We start from the raw sequence: 26751 nt of genomic DNA on the forward strand, positions 1-26751 counted from the left end.
GGTTATTACGACATGTCTGCGCATTGAGGGTTTCCTCAGCGGTCAGCCGGCCAGAGCCGGGTAGGAGTCGTACAGGTTCTCGATGCGGGCCTTGTCCAGCCGGCCGGCGTACAGACGGACGTCGTCGACCTCGCCCGGCCAGAACTCGGCAGGAGCGCCCGCCAGCAGGCCACGGCCGAGCTGCAACCCGCCGGACGCCGTCCAGGGCGTGTTGAGCACACCGACGCCCTGACGATTCGAATCGACGTAGAGCCACAGCTGCTTGGCCGTCGCGTCGTACACACCGGCCAGGTGCACCCAGCGGTCCAGGTCGGATTCCATCGCGGACACCGACGCCTTCGTCACCGTCCCGTTGGCCTCCGGCATCTCGAAGATCCAGGCGCCGAGCGGATGACTGTCCCGGTCGGTGAAGTGGCCGAGCCGGAACTTGCTGGTCTGACCGCCGTCCAGGCTGGCTGCGGTCAACCGGCAGGAGAACTCGGCTCCGGGGTCGCACACCTTGCGCAGCCGGACCCAACTGGACACGGTGAAGCTCTTCGAGGTGTCGATGTCCACACCGGTCGTCGAGACCGAGTCGTTCTGCCCGTCGAAGCTCAGGGCGTTTCCGACCCGGCCGGGCACACGGGTCGGCCCGTTGAGTGTTCCGCCGCGGCTGCCGACGGAGTCCGCCATGCCGTTCCCACTGGTCTCGTCCAGGGCCCAGTTGTGTGCCAGGTTGAGGTCCCGGCCTGCCAGGGCGACCAGCTCGCTCTCGGCGAGCACCCGGTCGTGGACGCGGACGTCGTCGATCGCACCCGGGAAGGACGTCTGACGGTTCCCGTTCCATCTGCTGCCACCGATCGTGAGCTGACCGGCTGGGTAGTCCCAGGTATGCGTGTACGCCGCTGTGGCGCCGAGAACGCCGTTGACGTGGATGGCGAGCTGTTTGCGTTCGGCGTCATAGCTACCGACCACGTGTTGCCAGACACCGGCCTGAGCCAGCGGACCGATCGCTCTGGCACCGGAATTCCCGGCGTCCTTCACGTCGGCGCCGGACATCGCGAACGTCCAGTGACCCTTGTCCGTCAGCTGCAGGTGGAACGAGCTGACCACTGCGCCGTCCTGGGCCAGCGGAACCCACCAACCACCGATGCGGTCCGGTTTGAGCCAGGCGCTGACCGAGAAGCTCTGCTTCACGTCCACCGCGTGCGGCGCCTCGACAACGGCGTCACCGTTCAGCTGGATCGCCTTGTCCGCCGGGTTCGGCATTGCGGTCTGACCGGCGGTCCAGGTCGCCGGACCGCGCACAGCGCCATCGCGGTGGTTCTCCGACGCGTCCGTCGTGTTGCCGTCCAGCTTCCAGGTCGCCGCGGTCGCGTCGACACCGGCCTTCAGGCCACGGACCTCTTCGAGTGAGATGACTCGGTTGTACGCGCGGACCTCGTCGATCATGCCCGGCCAGGAGCTGGTCGGGTTCCCGTTCCAGCGGCCGCGACCGATCCGCATCGGCCCGGTGGCGTCGAAACCGCCGACGCGCGGCGCCGTACCGGCCGGAGCACCGTCGACGTAGAGCCGGATCGTCTTGGCGGCCGCGTCGTACACCGCGGCGACGTGCGTGAGCCGACCAACCTTCGCCGGCACGGTGGAGACCACCATCTCGTCCGCCGGGCGGTTCACCGCGTCGGCCGACGGCGTGTAGAGCTCCCAGACCCCGCGGCCCTCCTGCTGGCGGTACCAGAGGAAGAAGCCGCTGACGTTCGCGCCGTCCTGGGCCAGGACCGGTACGGTCCAGCCAACCTGCGGAGCCTTGTCGAGCCGCACCCAGGCAGCGACTGAGAAGCTCTGGTCGGTACGGACCACCGGCCCGTCCGTCGCCGCCTGGTCGTCGACGCCGTCCAGCAGCACACCACGCCCGACAGCACCATCGCCCAGCGCCGCACCCCCTTGCAGCGCAGCGGTGGCACCGCCGTCCACCTGGTTGGCGGTCTTGTCGTCCTTGGCCTCTTCAAACGCCCAGTGCGCCGTCTGGACGTCGTCCCGCGCAACCGCCGTCCGGACGTCGTCGTCGGTCAGCGCCCGGTCGTACGCCTTCACCTCGTCGATCGCACCGGACCACGGGTCGCACGGACTCGTACCGCACTGCTGACGCCCGACCACGAACGGTCCGGAGCCCTGCCACGGCACGAAGTCAGCCGGTAGCGCCTGCTCGGCGACCCGGGCGCCGTTCACGTACAGCCGGAGCTTCTGGGCCCCCCGGTCGTAAACACCGGTGACATGTGACCAGCGGTCGAGCTGTGCGGGCGCACTGGCGATAGCCAGGGTTCCTGGCGGATTGATGGCGGTTCCGTTGTGCAGGAGCATCATCGCCCACTTGTTGTCGCGGAACTGCAGGTAGAAGCCGCTGTTGTTGGGCACGCCATCCTGGCTGGCGATCGCCATCACCTGACCGGCCCTGGTGGGCTGCGGCTTGACCCACGCCGACACCGAGAAGCTCGCATCGGTCCGCAGCGTGTTCGGAGCGGTCATGTTGGTCGTGTGCTGCGCGCCGTCCAGCTGCAGCCCCAGACCGATCGCACCGGGCGCGTACTTCGCCGTACCGTTCAGAGTGCCGTCCCGGTCGCCCAGACTGGCCCTGTCCTTGGTGTCACCCTCGAACGACCACTGCGCGAGCGGACCGCGGCCTTCCCGGACGTAGAACCGGTACGTCGTGATCGGCCCCGGGTTACCGGCCCGGTCGACGCTCCGGACGAACAGCTCCTGCGGACCATCCTGAGTCGGCGTCACTGACACAGTTGCCTTTCCGCCGAGCGCATCCGCGGCCACCGGGTTGGTGGGCGGTGTCTGCTGGCCCCACAGGTAGTGGTCGACATCCGCGGTCCCCGGGTCCGGCTGGCCGTTCTTGAGCTCCCGCTCGATCCGGAACTCACCAGGCACCCCGACGGCACCATGCCAGCGGTTGTCGTCCTTGTAGAGCGTCCCGGTCACCTTCGGCCCGGCGGACGGCGCCGTCCGGTCCACCACGAACGGTCCGGGCCCGTTCGTCGGCGGACCGGCCTCGAACCGCGCACCGGTGTTCTCGTCGACGTCCCAGCCACGGACGTTCCAGCTCACCTTCTTGCCGTCAGCAAGGGCGATCTGGGTGTCGTGCATCGAGCCGTTCGCCTGCAAGGAGCCGAAGCGGCTCTCGGTCACGCCATCGGTCGTGATGTCCCACTGCGGCAGGACAGCGTTGCCGTCCGGGTCGGACAGGCCGGCGATCAGCCGGACCGAGCTGCCGTTGAGGTACGGCGTCCCCGCACACCACTTGCACGGCGCCGCCAGCGGCGGGTCCATCCGGACACTGCCCGGCGGGTTCGGCGCCGCGTTGAACCGGACCCGCAGCTTGACGTTGTGCGCCTCGTACTTACGCCAGAACGCCTTGTCGCCCTCGTCGACGGACTGGATGATGTACGTCGACGGGTGCGTGCGGTTGATGTGGTCCTTCGGCAGCGCGAAGGAGAATTCCTTACGGCCGTCGCACGCGCTGGGCACCATGGCGTCGGCGATCCACCAGCCGGTCGGCGCGTTCGACCATTTCAGCCCAGGCCCGATCTGGCTGGTTCCCAGAACCATCTGCTTGCGCGGGTTGCAGTCTCCGGTCGAGAACACCGGCGCGTCCAGCCAGACCCCCATGATCGTCTTACCGACCAGGATGTTCTGGAACTGCGTGTCGAACTGGAAGTACGACCGCATCACGCCGATGCCGTTGCATTCGGCGAAATCACACCGGCCGACCTGGGCCACGTTCGAGCCGCCCGGGCTGGAGTTGTCCCAGCCGCTGTTCGGCTTCCCCGAGGACACCGACGTCCAGTACGCCTTGCCGTACGTCGCCCAGTTCGGGTCGACGATGATCGGCAGCTTGGCCGCCGGGTCGCGCATCAGCTTCACATCCGGCGTGATCGTCAGCGACGACGTGTCGACGGCGACGGCCGCGATCGCGCGGCGGGCCGGCGTACCGGAGTCCCACATCGCCGACGGCGGCGCGTGGAAGACGACAGCGCCCGCCTTGTCGCGGGCCTCGAGCGCACCGGTCTTGGTCGCGGTCACCGTCAGCCCCTCGGCCTTCAAACCGAGCCGGACCGACTCGAGCTGCCGAGCCGCCTCATGGGTCTTGACGACCAGGTGCTGGGTGTAGCCGGTGCGCTCGGCCTTCAGCACCAGATCGACGTCCGGGCGGACATCGCGGTACGTCGCCGTCGCGCCGTCCAGCTCGGGGGCCGGCAGCACGCCGGGCCAGGTCAGGGTGATCCGGCTGCCGGTCTTGCCGTAGCGGATCATCGGGCCGGTCCCACCGCCGGAGAAGGCGACGCCGGCCGCGGTCGCCTTGGCGACCAGCATGCCGTCGGCCGCGCGCGCGAGCGTCGGGTCGATCTCGGCCCAGCCGTTGCCGCGGCGGACGCGGACCGGCCCGGGCGACAGCTCGGCGATCGAGGTGCCATCGGGCTGCGCGAAGACGGTTCGGTCGGCGGTGCGGAGGCCGGTGACCTCGACCGGACTGCCCTGTTTGCGGGCCGCGCGGGTCGCGCCGGCCAGGTCGGCCACCTCGGCGATCTTGGCTTCGGCGGCGGGCGCCGTCCGGGATGCTTCGGCGGTCGTGGTCGCCGATATCAGTGGTGTGGCCAGAGCTAGCGCCAGCAAGGTGGCGAGGCGCCGGGTAAGACGTGATGGCACGGAGAACCCCCAGGTCGCGGAAACGTGCGCGACCCGGGGAGCACTCCCCCGGCCCGCGTGCGATCAGGATGGCGGCCGGTACCTTGACCGATCCTCACCGCGCGACGGGCCCGTGAAAGGCGGCGGTCAGAGCTTGGCGAAGACCTCTTCGCGGAGCCGCTCGAGCTTCTCGAAACGCTCGGCGCCGGAGCCGAGCCAGTGGTCCGGGACGAGCACCTCGTCGATCCCGGCGGCCGGGTACTGGGCGACGGTGTCGAGGACCTCCTGGGCCGAGCCCATGATCACGTGCAGCCCGCGGGCCTCGAAGTCCTGCTTGCGGGCGATCGCCGCGGTGTCACCCGGGGCCACGACCTCCAGGAAGGTCTGCGCGGAGCGGCGGACGGACTGCGGGTCGCGGTCGATCCGCGCGCAGTGCTCGGCGAACACCTTGCCCTTGTGGACGGCCAGCTCCGGGCGGCCCCAGTGGTTCCACTCGTCGGCGTACCGGGCAACGATGCCCAGGGCAACCTTTTCGCCGGCGGCGCCGATCAGCACCGGCAGCTTGGCGGGCTTGGGCTCCAGCGGCGCGCCCGCGAGCTGGTAGTAGGCGCCGTCGAACGTCGTCCGCTCCTGGCCGAGCAGGCCGGTGATCACCTGGCAGGCCTCCTCGAACCGGGCCAGCAGCTGCTTGGTCGGCGGCAGCTCGATGCCGTAGACCTCGTGCTCGTTGACCTGCCAGCCCGCGCCGATCCCGAGCACGAACCGGCCTTCGCTGATCTGGTCGATGGTCGCGGCCTGGTTCGCCACGACGGCCGGGTGCCGGTAGGTGTTCCCGAGCACCATCGACCCGATCCGGACCCGCTCGGTCCGGGCCGCCAGCGCCGCGATCAGCGCGAGACACTCGTGCACCGGAGCCGACAGGTCGTCGCCGTTCTTCATGAAGTGGTCGGCAACCCAGACGCCGTGCCAGCCGGTGCGCTCGGCGTACTCGGCCCCTTCGAGTACCTCGGTCCACGTCCGCCCGGCGTTCGGCCACAGAGAAAAGTCCATGACCTCGAGACTATGTCGTCAGACGATGTGCCAGCGCGTCAGGAAGGCGCCGATGGACAGCACCAGGTAGGTGAGCACGAACAGCGCGCCGATGCCGGGGCGCGGGGTGGCGCGGCGGCGCGGGCGGCCGGCGGCCTGCTGCCGCAACGCCTCCATCACGGCGGCGACCTCGGCCACGCGGTCCTTGGGGATGCCGTTGATCTCGTTCTCGTCCTGGCCGCGGGTGAGGACGACGTTGTCGTCGCCGACCTCGATCTTGTCGACGTCCTGCCAGGGCAGGCTGCGGATCAGCATGCTCGTCCGCGCCTTCAGCCCGGACGGCGTCAGCATCACCCGGTAGAGCACGACCCCGCCGGCGATCCGGACGACGGACGCCCCGATCACCACCAGCAGCGCGACCGCGAGCATGTCGCGGGCGCCCATCCAGAGCCACGAGTTCAGCACCGGGACCGCGACGAACGGCGTCACGAACAGCGCCCAGGCCCACCACGGCGCCCGGTCCAGCGGCACCCGCCACGGCAACTCCGGCAGCTGGGTAGCGGGCAGCGGAGCAGCGGCGAGCTGCTCGGGGCTCTGCTGCTCCGAACGATTACCCATGGAGATGAATCATCCTTTTGACCCTGGCAGGTACCTGCGGCGCCAGGATAACGCCACCGGAAGCTGAGGTGTTATTCGGCAGCCAGATCGCGCGAACGATTGCGCGCCGCCTCGATCGCGGACAGGAACGCGGCCCGGACCTTGTGGTCCTCCAGCTCCCGGACGGCGGCGGCCGTCGTCCCGCCGGGCGACGTCACGCGCTCGCGCAGGACGGTCGGGTGCTCACCGGTCTCCCGCAGCAGCTTGGCCGACCCGACGACGGTCTGGACGACGAGGTCGGTCGCCGTCCCACGCGGCAGGCCCATGTGGACGCCGGCCTCGATCATCGCCTCGACGACGAAGAACAGGTACGCCGGACCCGACCCGGAGATCGCGGTCACCGCGTCCTGCTGCTTCTCCGGCACCCGGAGCACCCGGCCGGTCGCGGCGAGCAGCCCTTCGGCCAGCTCCAGATGGCTCTCGTCGCAGTGCGCGCCGCGCGAGATCGCCGCCATCCCCTCATCGACCAGCGCAGGCGTGTTCGGCATCACCCGCACAACCGCCACGCCCTCGGGCAACCGCGACTCGATGAACTTCGTCGAGATCCCCGCAGCCAGCGACACCACCGTCTGCTCCACCCGCACCACCGGCGCAATCTCGCCGAGCAGGTCGGGCATGTCCTGCGGCTTCACCACCAGCACCAGCGTGTCCGCCTTGGACGCCGCGTCCACGTTCGAGACGACGTCCACCCCGTACCGCTCGCGCAACTCCGCGGCCCGCTCCTCGCGGCGCTCGGTGATCAGCAACTCCTCCGGTCGCCGTCCGGCCCGAATCAGCCCCGACAACAACGTCTCGCCCATCACGCCCGCACCGAGAATCGCCACCTGTGCACTCATGCCCACAGGTTACTGACGAACTGCCCCGGCCCCGCCGCAGTTGTCCACCGACCGGTACATAGGATGTCCTATTTCCAGCCGCCCACCGAAGGACCGCCCATGCGCATCCGCCGTACCCTCGCCACCGCCGCCGCCACGCTGCTCCTGCTCGCCGGAGGTTTCGGCACGGCGTACGCCGACGACCAGGACGCCGACGATCTCGACGCCGGCACGCCGACCAGCCCTACGATCGCCACCACTGCCCCGATCACCCCCAAGCTCCAGGCCGAGCAGCCCAACTTCCAGACCTGCCGGTTGTTCGGCACCTACTGGGGTGAGACCTGCTTCCAGTGGGTCGGCGACCTGCAGTGGGTGCGGGACCTGCAGGAGAACGGCTGGGCCACGGTCTTCCACGTGCAGACCAACTACGACAAGAACCGGTACTGCCAGGCGCTGCCGAAGGCCAAGGGCTGGGCCTACTGCAACTTCGACCACAAGGAAGGCAAGTGCGTCCGGTTCCGCTCGTACGAGCTGAAGGCCGGCGAGACGCGCAACTTCACCGTCTGGAGCCCCTGGTACGGCACCGAGTACGGCTCGCCGTGCTGATTACTTCTTGCTGATCAGGGAGCGGGCGAAGAACTGCAGGTTCGCCGGCCGCTCGGCCAGCCGGCGGACCAGGTAGCCGTACCAGTCCTCGCCGTAGGGGATGTAGATCCGCATGGTGTGGCCGAGGCCGGAGAGGCGGAGCTGCTCCTCGGGGCGGATGCCGTAGAGCATCTGGTACTCGAAGGAGCCCGGCTGGCGGTTGGCGCGGTCGGCCAGCGAGCCGGCGATGGCGATCAGCCGCGGGTCGTGCGAGGCGATCATCGGGTAGCCGGTGCCGTTCATCAGGATCTTGAGGGCCCGGACGTACGCCTTGTCGACCTGGCGCTTGTCCTGGAAGGCGACCGACTCGGGCTCCTTGTAGGCGCCCTTGCAGAGGCGGACGCGGGAGCCGGCGTGGGCCAGGTCGCGGCAGTCGGCCTCGGTCCGGCGCAGGTAGGCCTGCAGGACGGCGCCGGTCTCCGGGAAGTCCTGGCGCAGCTCACGCAGGATGCCCAGCGTGGAGTCGGTGGTGGTGTGGTCCTCCATGTCGAGGGTGACCGTGGTGCCGGCGTTGCGGGCGGCGTGACAGATCGTCCGCGCGTTCTCCAGGGCGATCTTCTCGCCGTCGCCGGGCAGCGCCTGGCCGACCGCGGACAGCTTCACCGAGACCTCGGCGTTCATGGTCAGACCGGCCTCGGAGAGCTTGCGCAGCAGCTCCAGGTACGCGTCGACGGTGGCCGTCGCGGCGGACAGGTCGGTGACGTCCTCACCGAGGTGGTCGAGGGTGACGTTCAGGCCCTGGCTGACCAGCTTCTCGGTGGCCAGCACGGCCTCCGGAGCGGTCTCGCCGGCCACGAACCGGGCCACGATGCCACTGGACACCGGCATGGCCGAGACGGCCTTCTTGATCTGGGGGCTGCGGGACATGCCCAGCAGGACTCGCCGAAGCACTTACGTTTCCTCCTCCGAATGCCACCCGGCCCCGTGATTGCCAGTGGTGTCAGCAGGTTACGTGCCTGAACCGGACGCTCCCTAATCGTGTGGCCGGAACCACACCAGCAGGCGTACTGGTCCGATCACGGACAGTGCCCGATCCCCTCGTCGGAGAGGATGGGGCCATGCCCATCTTCAAGCGTCGCAAGTCGGCAGCCGTGGAGGCCGACCCGATCGGCGCGTTCTGGACCTGGTGGACCGAGGGCGGCGCCGCCGAGCTGGCCGACGCGGTGAACGACGGCTGGCCGGCCGAGCTGACCGCGACGTTCGGCGACCGGATCAGCCGGATCCACCCGGAGCTGGACTGGGAGTTCGGCCCCGGGCTGCACGCCCGGCACGCGCTGATCGTGACCGCCGCCGGCAACCCGGCCCGCCGCGCCGTCGCCCGGCGCTGGCTGCGCACGGCGCCGGAGTCCGACCAGCTCTGGGAGTACGCCGATCTCCGCCGGCCGCGGCCGACCAAGACGATCCGGTTCGAGGGCCTGCCCGAGGTGCCGATCGAGAAGTCGGTCGTGGTCGCCGAGCCGGACGCGTCGTCCATCCACGTCGGCGTCTACCACCCCGCCTTCCCCGAGCTGCCGCCCGCGGCCCGGCAGCGGGTCACGTTCCTGATCCTCGACCTGGCGCTCGGCGAGGAGCTGGTAGAGACCTGGATCGGCGCGATCGAGACGCTGGAGACCGCGCCGCCGGAGGCGGAGCCGATCGGCACGCTACTGCCGGCCGTCGCCGAGTTCGCCGCCGCGCACACCCTGGAGGACGGCAGCCCGGCCTGGAAGATGCTCGAGGGCACCCGGGACGGCGAGCGGCTGATCGCGACCGCGGAGTACCCGCTGCGCTCGATCCGGCGTCCGCACCTGGACACCCACGTCGAGATCGCCGTCGGCTACCCCGTCGTCCGCGACGACGGCCTGCCCGAGGCCGAGATGCTCGACGAACTGCGCGCGTTCGAGGACCACCTGACCGACCGCCTGGGCGGCTCCGGCAACCTGCTCGCCCACGAGACCTCCGCGGGCAGCCGCCTGCTGCACTACTACATCGACGGCAACACCCCGGCCGCCGCGCAGCTCCGCGCCGCGACCGCGGGCTGGACGCACGGCAAGGTCGCCGTCACCGTCAGCGCCGATCCCGCCTGGGAGAACGTCGCGCATCTTTCCGGTTGATCGGCATGCAACCCCGACGGCCGCCCTTTCCGTCTTGAGGCGGACAAGGAAGAGGGAGGCACGGATGAGCGAGCGGGACCAAGCGTTCGTCGAGTTCGTGGAGACGGCCAATCCGTCGCTGCGAAGAACGGCGTACCTGATCAGCGGCGACCGGCACAAGGCCGACGACATCGTCCAGGACGCGCTGTACAAGCTGTACCTGTCCTGGCCGCGGATCCAGCGGGTCGGGAACCCGTTCGCCTACGCCCGGCGAATGGTCGTCAACGCGGCGTACGACGGCGGCCGGCGGCCCTGGCGGCGTGAGGTGGCGATCGCCGAGGTGCCCGACCGGGCCGGGAGCGCCGACTTCACCAGCGGGCTCGCGTCCCGCGACGAAGTCCTGGTGGCCCTGCGCGCCCTCGGGGCCCGGCAGCGCGCCTGCGTCGTCCTGCGTTACTACGAAGACCTGTCCGTCGAGCAGACCGCCGAGATCCTCGGCTGCTCCCAGGGCACGGTCAAGAGCCAGGCCGCCCGCGGCCTCGAAACTCTCCGCAAAGCCATGAACCTGCGACCGAGCCCGGCGCTGTGAAGGAGGACCCCATGTACAACGACCCCGAAGTCAGCGCCGAACTACACCGCGTCGCCGACGCCGAACCCCTGCCCCCCTTCGACACCACCGCCCTCCTCACCCGCGGCCACCGCGGCCGCCGCCGCCGCAAACTCGCCGGCGCCGGCGGCCTCCTAGCCACCGCCGCCGCCGTAGCCCTCGCCGCCACCGTCATCCCCGGCATCAGCTCCGCCAACAACACCCCCAACGTCGCCGCCACCCCGAACCCGGACTTCTCCGCCGTCCCCGGTATCCCGCGGGGCGAGGACGGCGCCGCCCAGCGCATCTCCGCCGCGGAAGCCAACCGCCGCTGCGCCCTGCGCTACCCGAAGATCGGCAAGCTCGAAGGCAAGGGCGAGTTCCGCTCCGTCTCGTCGAGGATGGTGGACCTGAAGGGCGCGAAGCGCGACCGGAACGGCGGAGTCACCGTGGTCGGGCCGGGCGCGGTACAGGGCTCTTGCACGATCCCCGGCGGCGACAAGCCGTCGGCAGAACTTGTCGCAGCCGCCGCGGCGGACCGGATTCCCAGCACCCCGGAAGGGCAGCTGCGGAACTGCTCGGTGGAGGCCTGGGTCGACATGACCAACTGGAAGATCACCATCTCGGACCAGCTGCGGATCAAGGGCACCGACAAGGGCTACAGCCGGGCCCAGCTGATCGCGACGTCGCCGTCCGGGCGTACGGCGATCGCCTGCAGCCTGCCCCTGGACGCCGGCGTGGTCGGCACCGGCTGGGGCACCCACGCACTCAAACTCGACGACCTCGGGACCGACTACCCGCGCATGATGTGGCCCGACGGGACGCTGGGTAAGCACATCGCCGCGATCCTCCCCGAGGGCGGGAACTGTGACGGCCCGGTCTGCGGGCTCGCGCTCCCGACCGGTTGGGGCCGCGCTCCGGCCGGAACGGCCAAGGTCGTCGTCCAGGTGGGCAACGGCCCGAAGTACGACGCGCCACTCCAGGACGGCTGGTTCGCCTTCACCGCGATCGACAAGACCCGGCACACCGACAAGGACAAACTGACCGTCCGCGCCTACGACAAGGACGGCAAGATCCTCGACAAGCTCTACCCCGAAGACTGACCCACCTGAACCCCGGCGCCTGCGCGCCGGGGTTCAGGCTGTGCGGCGGTTGAGGGTGGCGGCGCTACGGTCGCCAGGACGACTCGGGCAGCATCAGGAAGACTGGCGCCTCTGTGTCACCCGGCTCGCCCTTGCCGACATCGGCGTGAGGGCAGCTGCAATAAGATCCGCGCCCTCCGTGGCGCCGACGTGTTCCCAGATGCGGACGACGGTCCAGCCGGCAGCGCGCAACGCAGCGTCGTACCTGCGGTCCCGATCGACATTCCGAGCGAGCTTCGCGGCCCAGTACGCGGCGTTCGCCTTCGGCATCGGACCGCGATGTTCGGGGCACGAATGCCAGAAGCACCCATCGACGAAGACGGCCACCTTTGCGCGGGTGAACACGATGTCCGGTCGCGGCTTCACGTCGCCCAGGAGCAGTCGGTAGTCCTTACGGAATCGAAAACCTCGCCGATGGAGCTCCGACCTCAGAACGAGCTCGGGTTTGGTGTCCGTCCGCCTGTTTGCGAGCATGCTCGCCCGACTACCCGGACTCGACGCCCACGACTCGGAGACCACCTGGTCAGGCTACATCTCGGTGCGAACACGACAGTCGGTCCGCTGGACTGTCCGCAGCCGCGGATAGGCTGACGCCATGGACAAGGTAACGCCGATCGACACAGCGAGGCCGCGAGCTCTGGAGTTCTTCGCCGGCATCGGCCTCGCTCGGATGGGACTGGAGTCCGCTGGATTCCGGGTCGTGTGGGCGAACGACTACGAACCCGATAAGAAGGCGATGTACGAAGCCCAGTTCGGCGAGTCGGACGAGCACTCGTTCGCGCTCGGAGACGTCGGCGAGGTGCAGGTCGACGACCTGCCCGACAAGGCTGCCCTCGCCTGGGCTTCTTCGCCATGCACCGATCTGTCGATCGCCGGCGCGCGGGCGGGTCTCGCCGGAGTCGAATCCGGAACGTTCTGGCATCTCGTTCGATTGCTCAGCGAGCTGGGCAGCGAGCGACCCGAGATCGTCGTACTCGAAAACGTCGTCGGGCTTGCCACCTCGCACGGAGGTGAAGATCTGGCAGCTGCGATCCGCGCCTTCAACGACCTCGGCTACTCGGTCGACGTGCTTTCTATCGACGCCCGCCGATTCGTACCGCAGTCACGGCCTCGACTTTTCATCGTCGGTGCTCAGAATCCGCCGGACGACGCACCGGAGCCGAATTCTGAACTCCGTCCTGATTGGCTGCAGTGGGTCTACGGCGACGAAAGCCTGCGAACGCACCGGGCCGCGCTCCCCACACCTCCAGCGCCGAAGACTGAAGGGCTCGGGGGCGAGATCGAGGAAATGCACGGCTCCGATGAGCGCTGGTGGGACGCGAAGCGCACCGAAGCGTTCGCGTCGTCGCTGTCGCTCACGCAGACCGAGCGAGTCATGGCGCTCAAGCGCGAGAAGGGCGTGAAGTACCGCACTGCCTATCGCCGGACCCGAAAGGGCATCCCAGTTTGGGAAGTTCGCCCGGACGACATCTCAGGTTGTCTGCGTACTGCGCGCGGGGGCTCTTCGAAGCAGGCAGTCGTCCGCCTCGGAAACGGACGTCTTCAGGTGCGCTGGATGACTCCACGCGAGTACGCAAGACTCATGGGAGCCGGAGAGTACGACCTCAGCGCGGCGCGCAACAACCAAGCGCTCTTCGGCTTCGGCGACGCAGTTGCGGTGCCCGTCGTGTCCTGGCTCGCCGAGAACTATCTGATGCCGCTCGTACGAGGCCAGTTACTCCCCGGCGCGCACACCGAAGCCGAGGTCGCGCATGGCTAGCCGGGGGATCGCGAGCTACAACGACCCGGACAAGAAGCCCCCGCCCAAGAAATCGATGCCGACGCGATTCGTGCAGGATTTCCGTCAGCTACTGTCCGAGGCTTTCGACACCGTCGATCCTGTAAGTCACAAGAAGCTCACCAGCTGCATAGGCATTTACGCCTTCTACGACTACGACCGTGAGCCGATTTATGTGGGCCAGACGTGGGAAAACTTTGGCACCCGGATCGGCAGACACCTTCGAGGCCAACGGTCGGACACTATCGCCTACCGCATCCTCGACCCCTTCGAGGTCGCAGAGGTTGAGCTGTATCCGGTCGAAGCGCTGAGGACCGATCCGGACAAGAAGCGGAAGCTCGACGCAATCGAGTACTCGGTCTACGTCCAGGCAATCAGACGCTCGAAGTACAAGGCGATCTTGAACGAGAAGATCCCGCCGTTCTCGGCAGAAGTTGATCTACCCGATTCCTATCGTTTCACGCTCATCCCCGATGACCAGCGCGAAGACCGAGAGCACCCTGATGTTCGCATCGCCCGTCGAGCAGAGACGCTAGCTCGGGTAGCCGCCGTCGCTCATGAGCGCGGCGAGGTGTCGGCCGGCCTGCGGCGCGTCCTCGTCATCCAGGCAGTTCGTCTGGCAGACCTCGCGGCCGCGCGCCTTGCCTACGCCGAAGGGCGTGCGCGCCCGGCGGACGACGCCATCAACGTCAGCGCTCTCGTCGGCAGCGTGATGGCAGAGCGCGTCGACGCCGACGACCCGGACTGAGTCCCGCCGGAACATGTGTCGCCGAGCGCCGGTCCACTCTTGGACCGGCGCTTCGTCAGGCTGTGCGGCGGTTGAGGGTGGCGGCACCGAGGGTGAGGGCGGCGGTGACGAAGGTGAGGACGATGAGGAGGTCGGGGGTGGGGTTGTTGCCTTGGGCTACTTGTTGGACGGCGTCGACGGCGTAGGAGAGGGGGAGGACGTCGGAGAGGGTGTGCAGGAGGGTGGGGAGGTGGTCTCGGGGGAGGAGGAGGCCGCAGAGGAGGAGCTGCGGGATCATGACGGCGGGCATCAGTTGGACGGCTTGGAACTCGGTGGCGGCGAAGGCGCTGGCGAAGAGGCCGAGGGCGGCGCCGAGGATGCCGTCGAGGACGGCGACGATGCCGAGTTGCCAGGCGGGGCCCTGGATGTCGAGGTCCAGGGCGAGTAGGGCGATCGAGACGACGGCCAGGGCCTGGATGAGGGCGATGACGGCGAAGGCGAGGGCGTAGCCGAGGAGGAAGTCGAGTTTGCCCATGGGGAGGGTGAAGAGGCGGGACAGGGTGCCGGTGGAGCGTTCGCGCAGGGTGGCCACCGAGGTGACGATGAACATGATGATCGCGGGGAAGACGGCCAGGAGCGGGCCGCCGACGCGGTCGAAGGTGGCGGGGGCGTCGTGGAACATCCACCACATCAGCGTGACCAGCAGGGCGGGCAGGACGATGAGCATCGCGACGGTGCGGTGGTCGCGGCGGAGCTGGGCGAGGACGCGGGTGGCGATGGCGAGGGTGACGCGCGGTGTCATCGGGACGCCGCCTTCCGGTCGATGAGGGTGAGGAAGGCCTGCTCGATGTCGCCGGTTCCGGCTGTTTCGAGGAGGGCCTGCGGGGTGTCGTCGGCGAGGAGCTCGCCATCGCGCATCAGCAGCAGGCGGTCGCAGCGGACGGCCTCATCCATCACGTGACTGGAGACGAGCAGCGTCGCGCCGCCGTCCGCGAGCCGATGGAAGAGCTCCCACAGGTCGCGCCGCAAGACCGGGTCGAGCCCGACGGTCGGCTCGTCCAGGACCAGTAGTTCCGGCTCCCCGAGCAGCGCGGCCGCGAGTGAGGCGCGCGAGCGCTGGCCGCCCGACAGCCGGTCGACGCGGACGTCGGCGTACGCCCCCAGATCCACCGCGTCGATCACCCGGACGACGTCGTCCGATGGGACGCCGAGCACCGCCGCGAAGAAGCGCAGGTTCTCGGAGACGCTCAGATCGCCGTACACACTGGGCTCCTGGGTCACGTACCCGATCCGGCCGCGCAGCTCGGCCGCGCCGGCCGGCGAGCCCAGCACCGAGACGTCACCGGTCACCTTCGCCTGCAACCCCACGATCGCCCGGATCAGCGTCGTCTTCCCACACCCCGACGGCCCCAGCAACCCCGTCACGGATCCGGCCCGCAGGTCGAACCCCACCCCGTGCAGCACCTCCCGCCCGCCGCGCACCACCACGACGTCACGGCAACTCACCGCGTTTCTCATCATGTGATGAATTTAGCCATCGCGGAACCCCGATGGCAACAGCTCAGACCAGCCGCTGCCCCGTCGCCGCGACCAGCCCCGCAAGCGCCGGATCGCCGTACGCCGCTCGCAACTCCGCGAACCGCGCGGCCTTGGCCGCCCCGAACCGGCCGACGATCACCTCGTAGCTGTCGCCGCTGACGAAGACCGGCGGCGTCCGCTTGCTGTGGAACTTGTCGGCGTACATCACCAACTCCTCCTCCGGCGTCCGCGGCAGGTAGTCCGCGACCGGGATCGGGAGCTGCTGCCGGCGGACGTCGTCCGCCGTGATCCCCACCCCGGTATGACACGAGGCGAATCGGCAGATCTCCTCCGGAAAACCCAACCCAGCAAGGGTTTCGTGCCCCAGGACGCCGTGCCGGACGTACGCCTGCCCGTCGACGCGATACACGCCGATGTCGTGCAGCAACGCGCCCGCGCGGACCAGATCGGTGTCGACGTCCAGCCCGGCGAAGAACTGCTCCGCGATCGCGCAGACCAGCTCGCAATGCCGATGGACGGATTCGAAGGCGTCCCGGGTCGGCGCCGCGTCGCGGTGCAATGCGCGGATGTCGGCGTCGGTCGGGATCGTCATCCGGTCAGGTGGTGTTGCAGGACCGGCGCCAGCCGATCGATCACCGTCGGCAGGTCGGCGGAGGCGACCGGCTCGAGCTCAACGAGGTAGCGGGCGATGGCCAGGCCGATCAGCTGGGTGGCGACCATGCTGGTGCGCAGGTGGGCGTCGGGGACGCCGAGGGAGCGCGAGACGGGCTCGATGATGAGCGAGGTGATGCCCTCGCGCATCATCCGGGCGACCTCGTCGTTCCCGACGACACTGCGGAAGATCGCCTTCATCCGCTGCTGGCCGTCGTCGGTGGACTCCCAGACGCCGAGGAAGACGGTCGCGATCCGGCGGCCGAGCTCGTCGCGCGGGCCGTCGAGGATGGCGGCGGCGATACTGCGCGGGTCGACCGGGAGCGCCATCGCCTCGATGAACAGCTCGTCCTTGCCGTCGAAGTAGTGGTGCACCAGGGCCGCGTCGACACCGGCCGCCCGCGCCACCGCGCGGATCGAGGTGGCCGTGAATCCGTTGTCCGCAAAGGTTTTCCGGGCCGCGCGGAGGATCTCGCCGCGGGTGTCCGGGCCGCCGGGGCGGCGGCCGGCTCGCGTCGTACGCGGGGACGCCGGCGTACGACGCGGGCTCATGGCGTGAGCTCCGAGATCTCCCCCTCCGGCGTGACCGCGAACGACGACCGGCGGTTACCGCGGACGAAGTGCTTACGGGTGAACTCCAGCGACTCGACCAGGTCGATCTCGCGCTCGGCGCGACTGGTCGAGCGCCGGGTGTTGATCTCGATCACGATGTGACCGCGGAAGTCCTGGTTGGCCAGCGTGTTCAGCAGATCGGCGGCGCGCTGCGTGCCGCGGCCGGGGACGAGGTGCTCGTCCTTGGCCGAGCCGGTGCCGTCGGTGAGGTGGATGTGCTTGAGCGTCTTGCCCATCGTCGCGGCCAGCTCGACGCAGTCCTGCTCGGCGGTCGACGAGTGCGACAGGTCCAGCGTGGTGTGCGCGTAGGTCTGCTCGGTCGGGTCCCAGCTCGGGGCGTAGGCCTGCAGGCCCTTGCCCGGGGCACGCCACGGGTACATGTTCTCGACGGCGAAGATCACGCCGGTCTCTTCCTCGAGGCGGGCGATCCCCTCGACGAAGCCGCGGGCGTAGTCCCGCTGCCAGCGGAACGGCGGGTGCACGACGACGACGTCCGCGCCGAGGTCCTTGGCAGCCTCGGCGGAGCGCTCGAGTTTGCCCCACGGGTCGGTACCCCAGACCCGCTGCGTGATCAGCAGGCAGGGCGCGTGGATCGCGAGCACCGGCAGCTGGTGGTAGTCGACGAGCCGCTGGACGGCGTCGATCTGGGTGCTCAGCGGGTCGATCCCGACCATCACCTCGACGCCGTCGTACCCGAGCCGGGAGGCGAGCTCGAACGCGCTCGCCGTGGACTCGGGGTAGACCGACGCGGTGGACAGACCGATCGTGGCGGTCGCGCGGGCGGCCATCACCGGGGCTGCAGCCGGTCGAGCTGGGAGAGGATGACGCCCTCCCGCAGAGCCCACGGGCAGACCTCGAGCGCGGACAGGTCGAACAGGTCCATCACCGCGTCCGCGACCAGCGCACCCGCGACCAGCTGCGAAGAGCGGCCGGCGGACACCCCGGGCAGCTCGGCGCGCTCGGCGGCCGACATCGTGATCAGCTTCGGCGTCCACTCGCTGAGATCCTGGCGGCTCAGCGAACGTGCGACGTACTGGCCCTCGTCGGACGGCGCCGCCCCGCAGATCCGCGCCAGCGACCGGAAGGTCTTGCTGGTCGCGACCGTCCGCTGCGGCTTACCCGCGCGCAGGACGCCGCCGGCCACCGCCGCCATCTCGACCCGGATCCGCTTCCGCAGCGCGCGTACCTCGTCCTTGTCCGGCGGGTCCTGGGTCAGGCCCTCCCGGGTCAGCCGCCCGGCGCCGAGCGGCACCGAGACCGCAACCGTCGGCTCCTCGTCCGAACCGGCCGCGATCTCCAGCGAGCCGCCGCCGATGTCGAACACCGCGAGCCGCCCGGACGACCAGCCGAACCACCGGCGGACGGCGAGGAACGTCAGCCGCGACTCGTCGACGCCGCTCAGCGTCCGCAGGTCGACCTCGGTCTCCTTACGGACCCGCTCCAGCACCTTCTCGCCGTTCGGCGCCTCACGCAACGCGGACGTCGCGAACGCGAGCACCGACTCGCAGCCCTTGTCCTCGGCCAGCTCGGCCGCTTCCTTGATGAACGCGACCAGCTCGTCGGCGCCGGAGTCGGCGATCCGGCCGTCCTTGTCCAGGTGCTCGGCCAGGCGCAGCTCCGTCTTGTGCGAGTACGCCGGTAACGGCGCGGCACCGCGGTGCGCGTCCACCACCAGCAGGTGGACGGTATTGGATCCCACATCGAGTACGCCGAGCCGCATGACCAACAAGTTACTCGACTACGGGTGGAAGAGTTGTTTCGGAGTTGTCGTTCGCAGTTCTTGCGCACGGGCGCGTAGGCTTTCGGGGTGCCCGAGGTTTCTCTTGATTTTCCGCGTGCGTGGGTCGAGTTCACCGATCCCGACGACCCCGACCAGGTGTTCCGCTGCGACCTGACCTGGCTGGCCTCCAACTGGACCTGCATCTTCGGCGGCGGCTGCAACGGGATCTACAAGGGCCGGCCGAACGACGGCTGCTGCACGCTCGGCGCGCATTTCTCCGACGACGAGGACGAGCAGCGGGTCAAGGCGTACGTGAAGGAGCTCGGCAAGGAGGACTGGCAGTTCCGCAAGGAGGGCCGGCGCAACGGCTGGGTCGAGACCGATGACGACGGCGACCGCAAGACCCGGGTCTTCGAGGGCGCCTGCATCTTCCTGAACCGGCCCGGTTTCAACGGCGGGATGGGCGGCTGCGCGCTGCACGGCCTCGCGCTGGACAAGGGCGTCCACTTCGTCGAGACCAAACCGGACGTCTGCTGGCAGCTGCCGATCCGGCGGACGTTCCGCGAGGTGGAGCGGCCGGACGGGACGACGTACACCGAGGTCGGGATCGGCGAGTACGACCGGCGCGGCTGGGGTCCCGGCGGTCACGATCTGGACTGGTACTGCACCGGGAACACCGAGGCGCATGTCGCGGTCGAGGCGGTCTTCGAGTCGAGCAAGGTCGAGCTGCAGACGCTGATGGGCCACAAGGCCTACGACATTCTCGCCGACCTGTGCCGCCAGCGGCTGGAGTCGGCGCGCCCGCTGCTGCCGCACCCGGCTTCGCGCTGAGCGACACGCACCGACACCCCGGATCCACGCCAACGCGCGGATTTTGGGGCAAGAATGCTGGCATGCGTCTGGATCATCTGTCGTACGCGGCCGGCCCCGATGGGTGTCTGGCGACGGTCGAGCGGCTGTCCGCGCTGCTGGGGGCAGAGTTCGTGGACGGCGGGGTGCACCCGCGGTTCGGCACGATCAACCACATTCTCGCGCTGGAGAACGATCGGTACATCGAGGTGGTCGACGTCCTCGACCACCCGGCGTCCGACAAGGCGCCGTTCGGGCAGGCCGTCCGCGCCCGCAAGGAGCTCGGCGGCGGCTGGCTGGGCTGGGTGGTCGCGATCCGGGACATGCCGCGGATGGAGCGCCGGCTCGGCCGCGAGGCCGTCCCCGGGAACCGGCACCGGCCGGACGGGCTGAACCTGACCTGGCGGCAGATCGGCGTCAAAGGCCTGATCGCCGACCCGCAGCTGCCGTTCTTCATCCACTGGGACGACCTGGCCGAGCACCCGTCGGTCGGCGGTAAGGACCTGCGGCTGACCGCGCTGGAGATCGCCGGCGACCCGGTCCGGGTCACCGACTGGATCGGCCACCCGGCCGACCATCTGCTCGACGACCTGGACGTGAAGTGGGTCGGCCCGAACGGCCAGCCGGGTCTGGTCGCCGCGCATTTCGAGACGCCGGGCGGCGTCGTCCGGATCTAATGAATGTTCTCGAGCTCGGTCAGGGCCGTCTCGAGGTGGGTGAGTAGCCGCTGCAGATGCGGGACGGTACGGCGGCAGCCGACCAGACCGAAGTGCAGCTGGTGGTCGTAGCTGGTGACGCTGATGTTCAGCGCCTGGCCGTTCATGACGATGCTCGCGGGGTACATGCCGAGCAGCCGGGAGCGGTTCCAGTACAGCGGGCTCTGCGGCGGGCCGGGGACGTTCGAGATCACCAGGTTGTACGGCGGCGCCGTGTGCCCCGCGACCCCCGGGACCACCGCGCCCGGGCCGGCCACCGCGAAGCCGAGCGCGCCGAGCATCAGGTTCTGCAGCGGGCTCAGCTCCGACAGCACGCCCTTGCTGTACGCCGTCGACGCCATGATCCGCCGGATCCGCAGCTCCGGATCCGGCTCGTCCGTCGCCAGATCCGCGATCAGCGTCGACAACGCGTTCCCGCCGCCCGGAGCGTCGTCCCTCCCGCGCAGCGACACCGGCACCATCGCCGTCAACGCCTTGTCCGGCAACGCTTTCTGCTCCAGCAAATAGTTGCGCAAGGCCCCCGAACACATCCCCAGCAACACATCGTTCAACGTGGCGCCGGTGATCGCCCGCACCTTCTCCAACCGCTCGATCGGCCACGACTGCGCCGCAAACCGCCGCGCCCCCGTCACCGGCCCATTGAAAATCGTCCGCGGCGCCCGAAAAGCCACCGAAGAATGCTCATACCGCAAGCTCCGCAGCAGCCCCTTGAGACCGACAGGCGTGAGGCCCGCCAGATCCCCCAGCACCTGCGCCGCCCCACCCACAGCGTTGGCGGCACCCCCAAGGGCCCGACCCGGCGCCCGGCCAACGGCCGCCAGCAACTCCCCCACCGTCGGCATCCCGCCGACCCCCGGCACCCACGGGGAACCCGTCACACCGGAGACGCCAGAACCGGCCACCCCGCCAAGCTGTCCACCCTCATCCCACTCGCCACCTCGCACTCCACCCGCTCCCGCGGGGAGCGCGTAGGTGGCGGGCATGTTTTCGCGGGTGGGGTCCGTCGTCAACGTGTCTTGCATCCACTTGAGGGCGGTGACGCCGTCGATCATGGAGTGGTGGATCTTGGAGTAGACGGCGAAGCGACGGCCCTGGACGCCTTCGATGAGGTGGATCTCCCAGAGCGGGCGGTGGCGGTCGAGGAGGGTGCCGTGCAGGCGGCTGGTGAGCTCGAACAGTTCGCGGTAGCGGCCCGGGCGGGCGAGGCCGGAGAGGCGGACGTGGTACTCGAGGTCGATGTCGTCGTCGTGCTCCCAGGACCAGTAGCCCAGGTCGACCGCGCGATTGCGGACGCGCCGGGCGAACACCGGATTGATCGCCGGCGCGTCCAGCACGTCGTGGTAGAGCCGGGAGACGAAGTCCCGGGTCCCCTCGGGAAAGACCTGATCGCGCCCGGCGCCCTCGGGCAGCTCGAAGAGCATCAGCCCGCCGACGTGCATGGGCTGTTCCCGGCTCTCACCGAGCAGGAACATCGCGTCCAGTGGACCCACTGCGGTCATTTGCGCGCCTCCGCTCCCCGTCTATCCCAGCTAACAGTGCCGAGGGGAGAATTGTTATCCCCTCAGCAACTGAAAGCTCAGGAAAGATCAGTCCAACGGGCGGTAGTTCACACCCAGAGCCTCGATCCGCGCCAGGTGCGGGCGGAGGCGACCGAGGAACTCGTCGTACGAGACCTTCGGTGAGCCCCAGGCGCGCTCGGCGAGGGCGCTGACCCGCGGGAGCAGCATGTAGCCGACCTGCTCGGGGTCTTCCATGTACTCGGTCCAGACGTTGCACTGGGCGCCGATGATCAGCGCGGCCTCGCCGTCGGACAGGCCGGCCGGGACGACGTCGAAGTCGTAGACCTTCTCCAGCGGGATGAAGCCGCCGATCGCCAGCGGCTCGGTGGCCGGGTCACCCTGGTAGTAGTCGAAGTAGACCGATTCACACGGCGTCATGACCGTCTGGTGGCCCGCCTTGACCGCGATCTCGCCGCGCTCGGCGCTGCGCCACGCCATGATGACGGCGTCCTTCGGGCAGTCGGTCTCGACCATCTCGTCCCAGCCGACCAGCCGCCGGTCGTACTCGGTCAGCACGGTCGCGACCTGCTCGGTGAACCAGCCCTGCAGCTGACCGGCGTCGTCCAGCCCGAGGTCGGCCTGGCGCTTCTGCGCCTCCTCCGCGGCCCGCCACTGCACGGTCGGGCACTCGTCGCCGCCGAGGTGGACGTACTGGCTCGGGAAGATCTCCAGCACCTCGCGCAGCACGGTCCGGACGAACTCGACGGTCTCGTCGTTCACGTTCAGCACGTCGTCGCTGATGCCCCAGTACTGACGGACGGTCAGCTGCTGGTCCGGGTAGTTGCCCAGCTCCGGGTACGCCGCGATCGCGGCCTGCATGTGCCCCGGCAGGTCGATCTCCGGGACGACGGTGATCCCGCGCTCGGCGGCGTACGCGACGATCTCGCGCAGGTCGGCCTTGGTGTAGAAACCGCCGTGCCGGACGCCGTCCCACTCGAATTCGGTCTGGCCGTGCGACATCTTGCCGACCATGGTCTCGGTCCGCCACGCGCCGACCTCGGTCAGCCGCGGGTAGGCCTCGATCTCGACCCGCCAGCCCTGGTCGTCGGTGAGGTGGAAGTGCAGCGTGTTCAGCCGGTGCAGGGCGAGCACGTCGATCACCTTGAGGACGAAGTCCTTCGGCATGAAGTGCCGGGCGACGTCCAGCATGACGCCACGCCAGGCGAACCGCGGCGCGTCCGCGATGTGCACCGCGGGCACTGCGACCTGACCGTCCGCGGCCGGCTCGGCGGCGTCCAGCAACTGCCGGTACGTCGTTTCCGCGTGCCGCAGCGCGTCCTCGGAGCCGGCCGTGAGACGTGCGCCGTCCGCGGTCACGTCGATCCGGTACTCGGTCTCACCGAGGTTCTCGACCACATCCCGGATCGCCTCGGCGAGGGGGTCGGAAGTGACCCAACTGCCGTCGCCGGCAGTCAGCTCACGCGGTGCAGGGACGATCGCGATCTCGGGCATCCGGACTCCAAAGAAGACAGGGGAGGATTTATGCAACCCTATTCTAAAATTCCGGCGGCTGCTTTGTCAGGTAGATGAGAGAGTGACCTCGTGACCGCCTCCCTGCAGCAGACCACCGTCCGGGTCCTGGTAGCCGGAAACGTGCTGGGCGGTGTTGCGATGGCCAGCGGCTTCGCCGTCGCCGGTCTGCTCGCCGAGCGCATCTCCGGCTCCACCTCCATGGCCGGGCTCGTCGCCACGTCGACCACGCTCGGTGCGGCCGCCCTCGCCGTACCGCTCGCTCGGCTCGCCCGCAGCCACGGCCGCCGGGTGTCCCTCGCTGTCGGCTATGTGATCGGTACGGCGGGCGCCGTCCTGACCATCGTCGCGGCCCAGGTCAGCTCCCTCGCGCTGCTCCTGCTGGCCGGTTGTCTCTTCGGTAGCGGCACTGCGGCCAATCTGCAGTCCCGGTACGCCGCCACCGACGCAGCGGACCCGGAGCACGTCGCCCGGGCCCTGTCCTTCGTCGTCTGGGGCACCACGATCGGAGTGGTCGTCGGGCCGAACCTGACCGGCGCTGGCGCCACAATCGGCGGCTCACTCGGCATCGTGCCGTTGGCCGGGCCTTACGTGTTCTCCGTAGTCGCGCTGGCGCTCAGCCTGGTCACTGTCTGGCTGGGCCTCCGTCGGCTCCCCCGCCCGACTCACACCACAGTCGAGCGGCAGCCGCTGCTGCAGACCTTCCAGCGAGTGCTGTCCATCCCGCACGCCCGGCTCGGTCTGCTGTCGATCGCTACCGCACACGCAGTGATGGTCGGCGTGATGTCGATGACCTCCGTCCACCTGCAGCACCACGGCGCCTCGCTGACCATCGTCGGCTTCGTCATCAGCGGGCACGTAGCCGGCATGTACGCACTGTCGCCGGTGATGGGCTGGCTGACCGACCGGCTCGGCCGCATCCCCACAGTCGGCATCGGCCTCGCCGTACTGGCTCTGGCGATGACAGTCGCGGCGGTCGCCCCGGACAACGCGCATGGCCTGACTGCGACCGCGCTGGCGCTGCTGGGCCTCGGTTGGTCCGCAGTACTGGTAGCCGGCTCCACTCTGCTGTCGCACTCGGTTCCGGACGACATCCGGACGTCGGTCCAGGGCCTCTCCGATCTGACCATGGGCGCACTGGCGTCGATCTCCGGGACGGCGGCCGGGCCGATCCTTGCGGCGCTCGGCTTCCACTGGCTCGCCGTCCTCTGCGGCCTGCTGCTGATCCCGGTCGCCCTGCTCGCCGCCATGACCAAGCAGTCCGTAGGGTCGGCTGTGTGAGCATTGCGGACGGCGGGATCCCGAGCCCGAACATCTGGCACCACCCGCAGGTCTACGAGGTCGAGAACCGTGCCGTCGACCCGAACGGCGTGATCGCGCCGGCCATGCGCGCCATCCGGGACTGGACCGGCGCGAACGTCCTCGACATCGGCTGCGGGACCGGATTCCACCTGCCGATGTTCGCCGCGACCGCTGCCCGGGTGGTCGGCGTCGAACCGCACGGCACACTGGCCGAGGCCGCGCGCCGCCGGACGAAGGACCTCCCGAACGTCGACGTCCGGCAAGGCACCGCGCAACGCCTCCCGATTCCGGACTCGTCGGTCGATGTGATGCACGCCCGCTGGGCCTACTTCTTCGGCCCCGGCTGCGAGCCCGGCCTGGCCGAGCTCGACCGCGTGATGCGCCGCGGCGGAACCGCCTTCGTGATCGACAACGACGGCAGCCGATCCACCTTCGGCCGCTGGTTCAGCGCGGCCTACCCGATGATCAAAGCCCCCGAAGTCGAGCGCTTCTGGGCATCGAAGGGCTGGCGCCGAACCCCCCTCGACATGGGCTGGCGCTTCACCACCCGAGCCGACCTCGAATCCGTCGTCCGCATCGAGTTCGCCCCCGCCGACGCCGACCGCTTCATCGCCTCCCACACCGGCCTCGAAGTCGATTACGCCGTCAACCTCTGGTCCCGCACCTTCTGAGTTTTGTCCGTGCCGGGCTATAGGTTGGCGGGCATGGCGAAGGTGGCTACGGCTAAGGGGAAACCGGCGTACGCGTGCTCGGAGTGCGGGTGGACTTCGGCGCGCTGGATCGGGCGCTGCGGCGAGTGCCAGGCCTGGGGGACGGTGGCCGAGGTCGGGCAGGCGAAGGCGGCCCGGATCACGGCCGGGCCGGTGACGTCGCCGGCGATGCCGATCGCGAAGGTGTCGGCGATCGAGGCCGAGTCGCGGCCGACCGGGCTCGGCGAGCTGGACCGGGTGCTCGGGGGCGGCGTCGTCCCGGGCGCGGTGATCCTGCTCGCAGGTGAGCCGGGCGTGGGTAAGTCGACGCTGCTGCTGGAGGTCGCGGCGCAGTCCGCGCGCAGCGGCCAGCGCACGCTGTACGTGTCGGGTGAGGAGTCGGCGGCCCAGGTGCGGCTGCGCGCCGGCCGGACGGACGCCCTCGTCGACGAGCTGTATCTGGCGGCCGAGACCGATCTGGGCGCGGTCGTCGGCCAGGTCGACGCGGTCGAGCCGGCCTTCCTGGTGATCGACTCGGTGCAGACGATGGCGCATCCGGAGGTGGACGGCGCTCCCGGCGGCGTGACGCAGGTCCGCGAGGTGACCGGCGCGCTGGTCCGCCTCGCCAAGGAGCGGCACATCGCGGTCGTCCTGGTCGGTCACGTCACCAAGGAGGGCGCGATCGCCGGTCCGCGGATGCTCGAGCATCTGGTCGACGTCGTCCTCGCGTTCGACGGCGACCGGCATTCCGGCTTCCGGATGGTCCGCGCCACCAAGAACCGGTTCGGCCCGTCCGACGAGGTGGGCTGTTTCGACATGGTCGACACCGGCATCGTCGAGGTGACCGACCCGACCGGCCTGTTCGTCTCCGAGCACGCCGAGCCCGTCGCGGGGACGTGCGTGACCGTGATGATGGAGGGCCGCCGGCCGCTGCTCGCCGAGGTCCAGGCGCTGGTCGGCCCGTCGGCGGCGCCGCAGCCCCGGCGGACGACGTCCGGTCTGGAGTCGCAGCGGGTGGCGATGGTGCTCGCCGTCCTCGGCAACCGCGCCGGGCTGAAACTGCACGACCAGGAGGTGTACGTCGCCACCGTCGGCGGGGTGAAGATCACCGAGCCGGTCGCCGACCTGGCGGTCGCGATCGCGGTCGCCTCCTCGGTGATGGACCGGCCGATCCACCCCGGGCTGGTCGCGATCGGCGAGGTCGGGCTGGCCGGCGAGGTGCGCCGGGTCGGCGGTCTGGAGAAGCGGCTGGCCGAGGCGGCCCGGCTCGGGTTCACCAAGGCGATCATCCCGGCCGACGTCCCGAACCGGAGCAAGGACCTGAAGCCGATGGACATCCAGGCCAAGTACGGCCTGCGCACGTTCGCCGCCCCCGACCTGCCGTCCGCCCTGCTCGCCGCCGGGCTCGCCTGACCGGGTTGTGTTCCTGACCACACGCCTACGCCGGGCGTGAGACGCGGGATGCCCAGCCGGTACGACGGGAACGTACTCTGGGGTAGCCCCCTTCGGGTTCAGCGCCGAACCCC

The 26751-nt window shown here is 69.6% G+C and carries 25 protein-coding genes; 11 read left to right on the plus strand and 14 right to left on the minus strand.

Features of this window, described 5'->3' with window-relative positions; all coding sequences use genetic code 11:
* Window positions 1–42: 42 nt before the first annotated feature.
* From ACZ6ZD_RS05205 to proC, 4 genes are all read right to left on the minus strand, one after another.
* Window positions 43–4689, minus strand: coding sequence for a LamG domain-containing protein (locus tag ACZ6ZD_RS05205; RefSeq protein ID WP_465668522.1), 4647 nt, complete (start codon window positions 4687–4689; stop codon window positions 43–45).
* Window positions 4690–4815: 126 nt separating this feature from the next.
* Window positions 4816–5718 carry a TIGR03560 family F420-dependent LLM class oxidoreductase gene (locus tag ACZ6ZD_RS05210; RefSeq protein ID WP_465668524.1) on the minus strand — a complete coding sequence of 301 codons (903 nt, stop codon included), beginning with the start codon at window positions 5716–5718 and terminating at the stop codon, window positions 4816–4818.
* Window positions 5719–5736: 18 nt separating this feature from the next.
* Window positions 5737–6315 (minus strand): hypothetical protein, encoded by a 579-nt coding sequence (locus ACZ6ZD_RS05215; protein ID WP_465668526.1) that lies wholly within the window; start codon window positions 6313–6315, stop codon window positions 5737–5739.
* Window positions 6316–6386: 71 nt separating this feature from the next.
* A complete protein-coding gene (proC, locus tag ACZ6ZD_RS05220; RefSeq protein ID WP_465668527.1) occupies window positions 6387–7190 on the minus strand; it encodes a pyrroline-5-carboxylate reductase in 804 nt (267 codons plus the stop codon).
* 99 nt (window positions 7191–7289) lie between these two features.
* Between proC and ACZ6ZD_RS05225 the strand changes: the two genes are divergently transcribed.
* Window positions 7290–7775, plus strand: coding sequence for a hypothetical protein (locus ACZ6ZD_RS05225; RefSeq protein ID WP_465668529.1), 486 nt, complete (start codon window positions 7290–7292; stop codon window positions 7773–7775).
* Here ACZ6ZD_RS05225 and ACZ6ZD_RS05230 read toward each other — a convergent pair whose 3' ends face one another.
* Complete coding sequence (locus ACZ6ZD_RS05230; RefSeq protein WP_465668531.1) at window positions 7776–8705, minus strand: proline dehydrogenase family protein; 930 nt, start codon at window positions 8703–8705, stop codon at window positions 7776–7778.
* A gap of 167 nt (window positions 8706–8872) precedes the next feature.
* Here ACZ6ZD_RS05230 and ACZ6ZD_RS05235 point away from each other — a divergent pair, with 167 nt between their 5' ends.
* The 3 genes from ACZ6ZD_RS05235 (at window position 8873) to ACZ6ZD_RS05245 (ending at window position 11575) form a co-directional block, all read left to right on the plus strand.
* Window positions 8873–9907: a DUF695 domain-containing protein gene (locus ACZ6ZD_RS05235; RefSeq protein ID WP_465668533.1), complete on the plus strand. Its 1035-nt coding sequence runs from the start codon at window positions 8873–8875 to the stop codon at window positions 9905–9907.
* Between the two features lie 64 nt (window positions 9908–9971).
* A complete protein-coding gene (locus ACZ6ZD_RS05240) occupies window positions 9972–10475 on the plus strand; it encodes a SigE family RNA polymerase sigma factor (RefSeq protein ID WP_465668535.1) in 504 nt (167 codons plus the stop codon).
* An 11-nt stretch (window positions 10476–10486) separates the two neighbouring features.
* Complete coding sequence (locus ACZ6ZD_RS05245) at window positions 10487–11575, plus strand: hypothetical protein (RefSeq protein ID WP_465668536.1); 1089 nt, start codon at window positions 10487–10489, stop codon at window positions 11573–11575.
* Window positions 11576–11668: 93 nt separating this feature from the next.
* Here ACZ6ZD_RS05245 and ACZ6ZD_RS05250 read toward each other — a convergent pair whose 3' ends face one another.
* A complete protein-coding gene (locus ACZ6ZD_RS05250; RefSeq protein ID WP_465672624.1) occupies window positions 11669–12088 on the minus strand; it encodes a very short patch repair endonuclease in 420 nt (139 codons plus the stop codon).
* Window positions 12089–12209: 121 nt separating this feature from the next.
* Between ACZ6ZD_RS05250 and ACZ6ZD_RS05255 the strand changes: the two genes are divergently transcribed.
* Both ACZ6ZD_RS05255 and ACZ6ZD_RS05260 read left to right on the plus strand, forming a co-directional pair.
* The gene (locus ACZ6ZD_RS05255) at window positions 12210–13373 is read left to right on the plus strand and encodes a DNA cytosine methyltransferase (RefSeq protein ID WP_465668538.1); all 1164 of its coding nucleotides are present in this window, start codon (window positions 12210–12212) and stop codon (window positions 13371–13373) included.
* Window positions 13366–14139 carry a GIY-YIG nuclease family protein gene (locus tag ACZ6ZD_RS05260; protein ID WP_465668540.1) on the plus strand — a complete coding sequence of 258 codons (774 nt, stop codon included), beginning with the start codon at window positions 13366–13368 and terminating at the stop codon, window positions 14137–14139. The genes ACZ6ZD_RS05255 and ACZ6ZD_RS05260 overlap by 8 nt, the downstream gene beginning before the upstream one ends.
* 55 nt (window positions 14140–14194) lie before the next feature.
* Here the strand turns inward: ACZ6ZD_RS05260 and ACZ6ZD_RS05265 are convergent, their stop codons facing one another.
* The 6 genes from ACZ6ZD_RS05265 to ACZ6ZD_RS05290 are packed head-to-tail and all read right to left on the minus strand — an operon-like array spanning window position 14195 to window position 18640.
* Window positions 14195–14920 (minus strand): ABC transporter permease, encoded by a 726-nt coding sequence (locus tag ACZ6ZD_RS05265; RefSeq protein ID WP_465668542.1) that lies wholly within the window; start codon window positions 14918–14920, stop codon window positions 14195–14197.
* Window positions 14917–15639 (minus strand): ABC transporter ATP-binding protein, encoded by a 723-nt coding sequence (locus tag ACZ6ZD_RS05270; RefSeq protein WP_465668544.1) that lies wholly within the window; start codon window positions 15637–15639, stop codon window positions 14917–14919. The genes ACZ6ZD_RS05265 and ACZ6ZD_RS05270 overlap by 4 nt, the downstream gene beginning before the upstream one ends.
* A gap of 40 nt (window positions 15640–15679) precedes the next feature.
* Window positions 15680–16249 carry an HD domain-containing protein gene (locus ACZ6ZD_RS05275; protein WP_465668546.1) on the minus strand — a complete coding sequence of 190 codons (570 nt, stop codon included), beginning with the start codon at window positions 16247–16249 and terminating at the stop codon, window positions 15680–15682.
* Entirely contained in the window at window positions 16246–16860 is a 615-nt protein-coding gene (locus tag ACZ6ZD_RS05280) for a TetR/AcrR family transcriptional regulator (protein WP_465668548.1), read from the minus strand. The genes ACZ6ZD_RS05275 and ACZ6ZD_RS05280 overlap by 4 nt, the downstream gene beginning before the upstream one ends.
* Window positions 16857–17708 (minus strand): sugar phosphate isomerase/epimerase family protein, encoded by an 852-nt coding sequence (locus tag ACZ6ZD_RS05285; RefSeq protein ID WP_465668550.1) that lies wholly within the window; start codon window positions 17706–17708, stop codon window positions 16857–16859. Before ACZ6ZD_RS05285 ends, ACZ6ZD_RS05280 begins: the two co-directional genes overlap by 4 nt.
* On the minus strand, window positions 17708–18640 hold the full coding sequence (locus ACZ6ZD_RS05290) for a Ppx/GppA family phosphatase (RefSeq protein ID WP_465668552.1): 933 nt from the start codon (window positions 18638–18640) through the stop codon (window positions 17708–17710). Before ACZ6ZD_RS05290 ends, ACZ6ZD_RS05285 begins: the two co-directional genes overlap by 1 nt.
* A gap of 87 nt (window positions 18641–18727) precedes the next feature.
* Between ACZ6ZD_RS05290 and ACZ6ZD_RS05295 the strand changes: the two genes are divergently transcribed.
* On the plus strand, window positions 18728–19471 hold the full coding sequence (locus ACZ6ZD_RS05295) for a DUF3109 family protein (protein ID WP_465668554.1): 744 nt from the start codon (window positions 18728–18730) through the stop codon (window positions 19469–19471).
* A gap of 62 nt (window positions 19472–19533) precedes the next feature.
* Window positions 19534–20166, plus strand: a complete 633-nt coding sequence (locus ACZ6ZD_RS05300; RefSeq protein ID WP_465668556.1) for a VOC family protein — start codon at window positions 19534–19536, stop codon at window positions 20164–20166.
* Here ACZ6ZD_RS05300 and ACZ6ZD_RS05305 read toward each other — a convergent pair.
* Window positions 20163–21704, minus strand: coding sequence for a WS/DGAT/MGAT family O-acyltransferase (locus ACZ6ZD_RS05305; RefSeq protein ID WP_465668557.1), 1542 nt, complete (start codon window positions 21702–21704; stop codon window positions 20163–20165). The genes ACZ6ZD_RS05300 and ACZ6ZD_RS05305 overlap by 4 nt on opposite strands.
* A gap of 87 nt (window positions 21705–21791) precedes the next feature.
* On the minus strand, window positions 21792–23216 hold the full coding sequence (locus ACZ6ZD_RS05310) for a beta-N-acetylhexosaminidase (protein WP_465668559.1): 1425 nt from the start codon (window positions 23214–23216) through the stop codon (window positions 21792–21794).
* A 90-nt stretch (window positions 23217–23306) separates the two neighbouring features.
* Between ACZ6ZD_RS05310 and ACZ6ZD_RS05315 the strand changes: the two genes are divergently transcribed.
* From ACZ6ZD_RS05315 to radA, 3 genes are read left to right on the plus strand one after another with little or no spacing between them, the layout of a single operon-like run.
* Window positions 23307–24515 carry an MFS transporter gene (locus ACZ6ZD_RS05315; RefSeq protein ID WP_465668561.1) on the plus strand — a complete coding sequence of 403 codons (1209 nt, stop codon included), beginning with the start codon at window positions 23307–23309 and terminating at the stop codon, window positions 24513–24515.
* The gene (locus ACZ6ZD_RS05320; protein WP_465668562.1) at window positions 24512–25207 is read left to right on the plus strand and encodes a class I SAM-dependent methyltransferase; all 696 of its coding nucleotides are present in this window, start codon (window positions 24512–24514) and stop codon (window positions 25205–25207) included. Before ACZ6ZD_RS05315 ends, ACZ6ZD_RS05320 begins: the two co-directional genes overlap by 4 nt.
* 42 nt (window positions 25208–25249) lie before the next feature.
* On the plus strand, window positions 25250–26638 hold the full coding sequence (gene radA / locus ACZ6ZD_RS05325) for a DNA repair protein RadA (RefSeq protein ID WP_465672626.1): 1389 nt from the start codon (window positions 25250–25252) through the stop codon (window positions 26636–26638).
* Window positions 26639–26751 lie beyond the last annotated feature (113 nt).

The organism is Kribbella sp. NPDC104218, assembly GCF_055584105.1.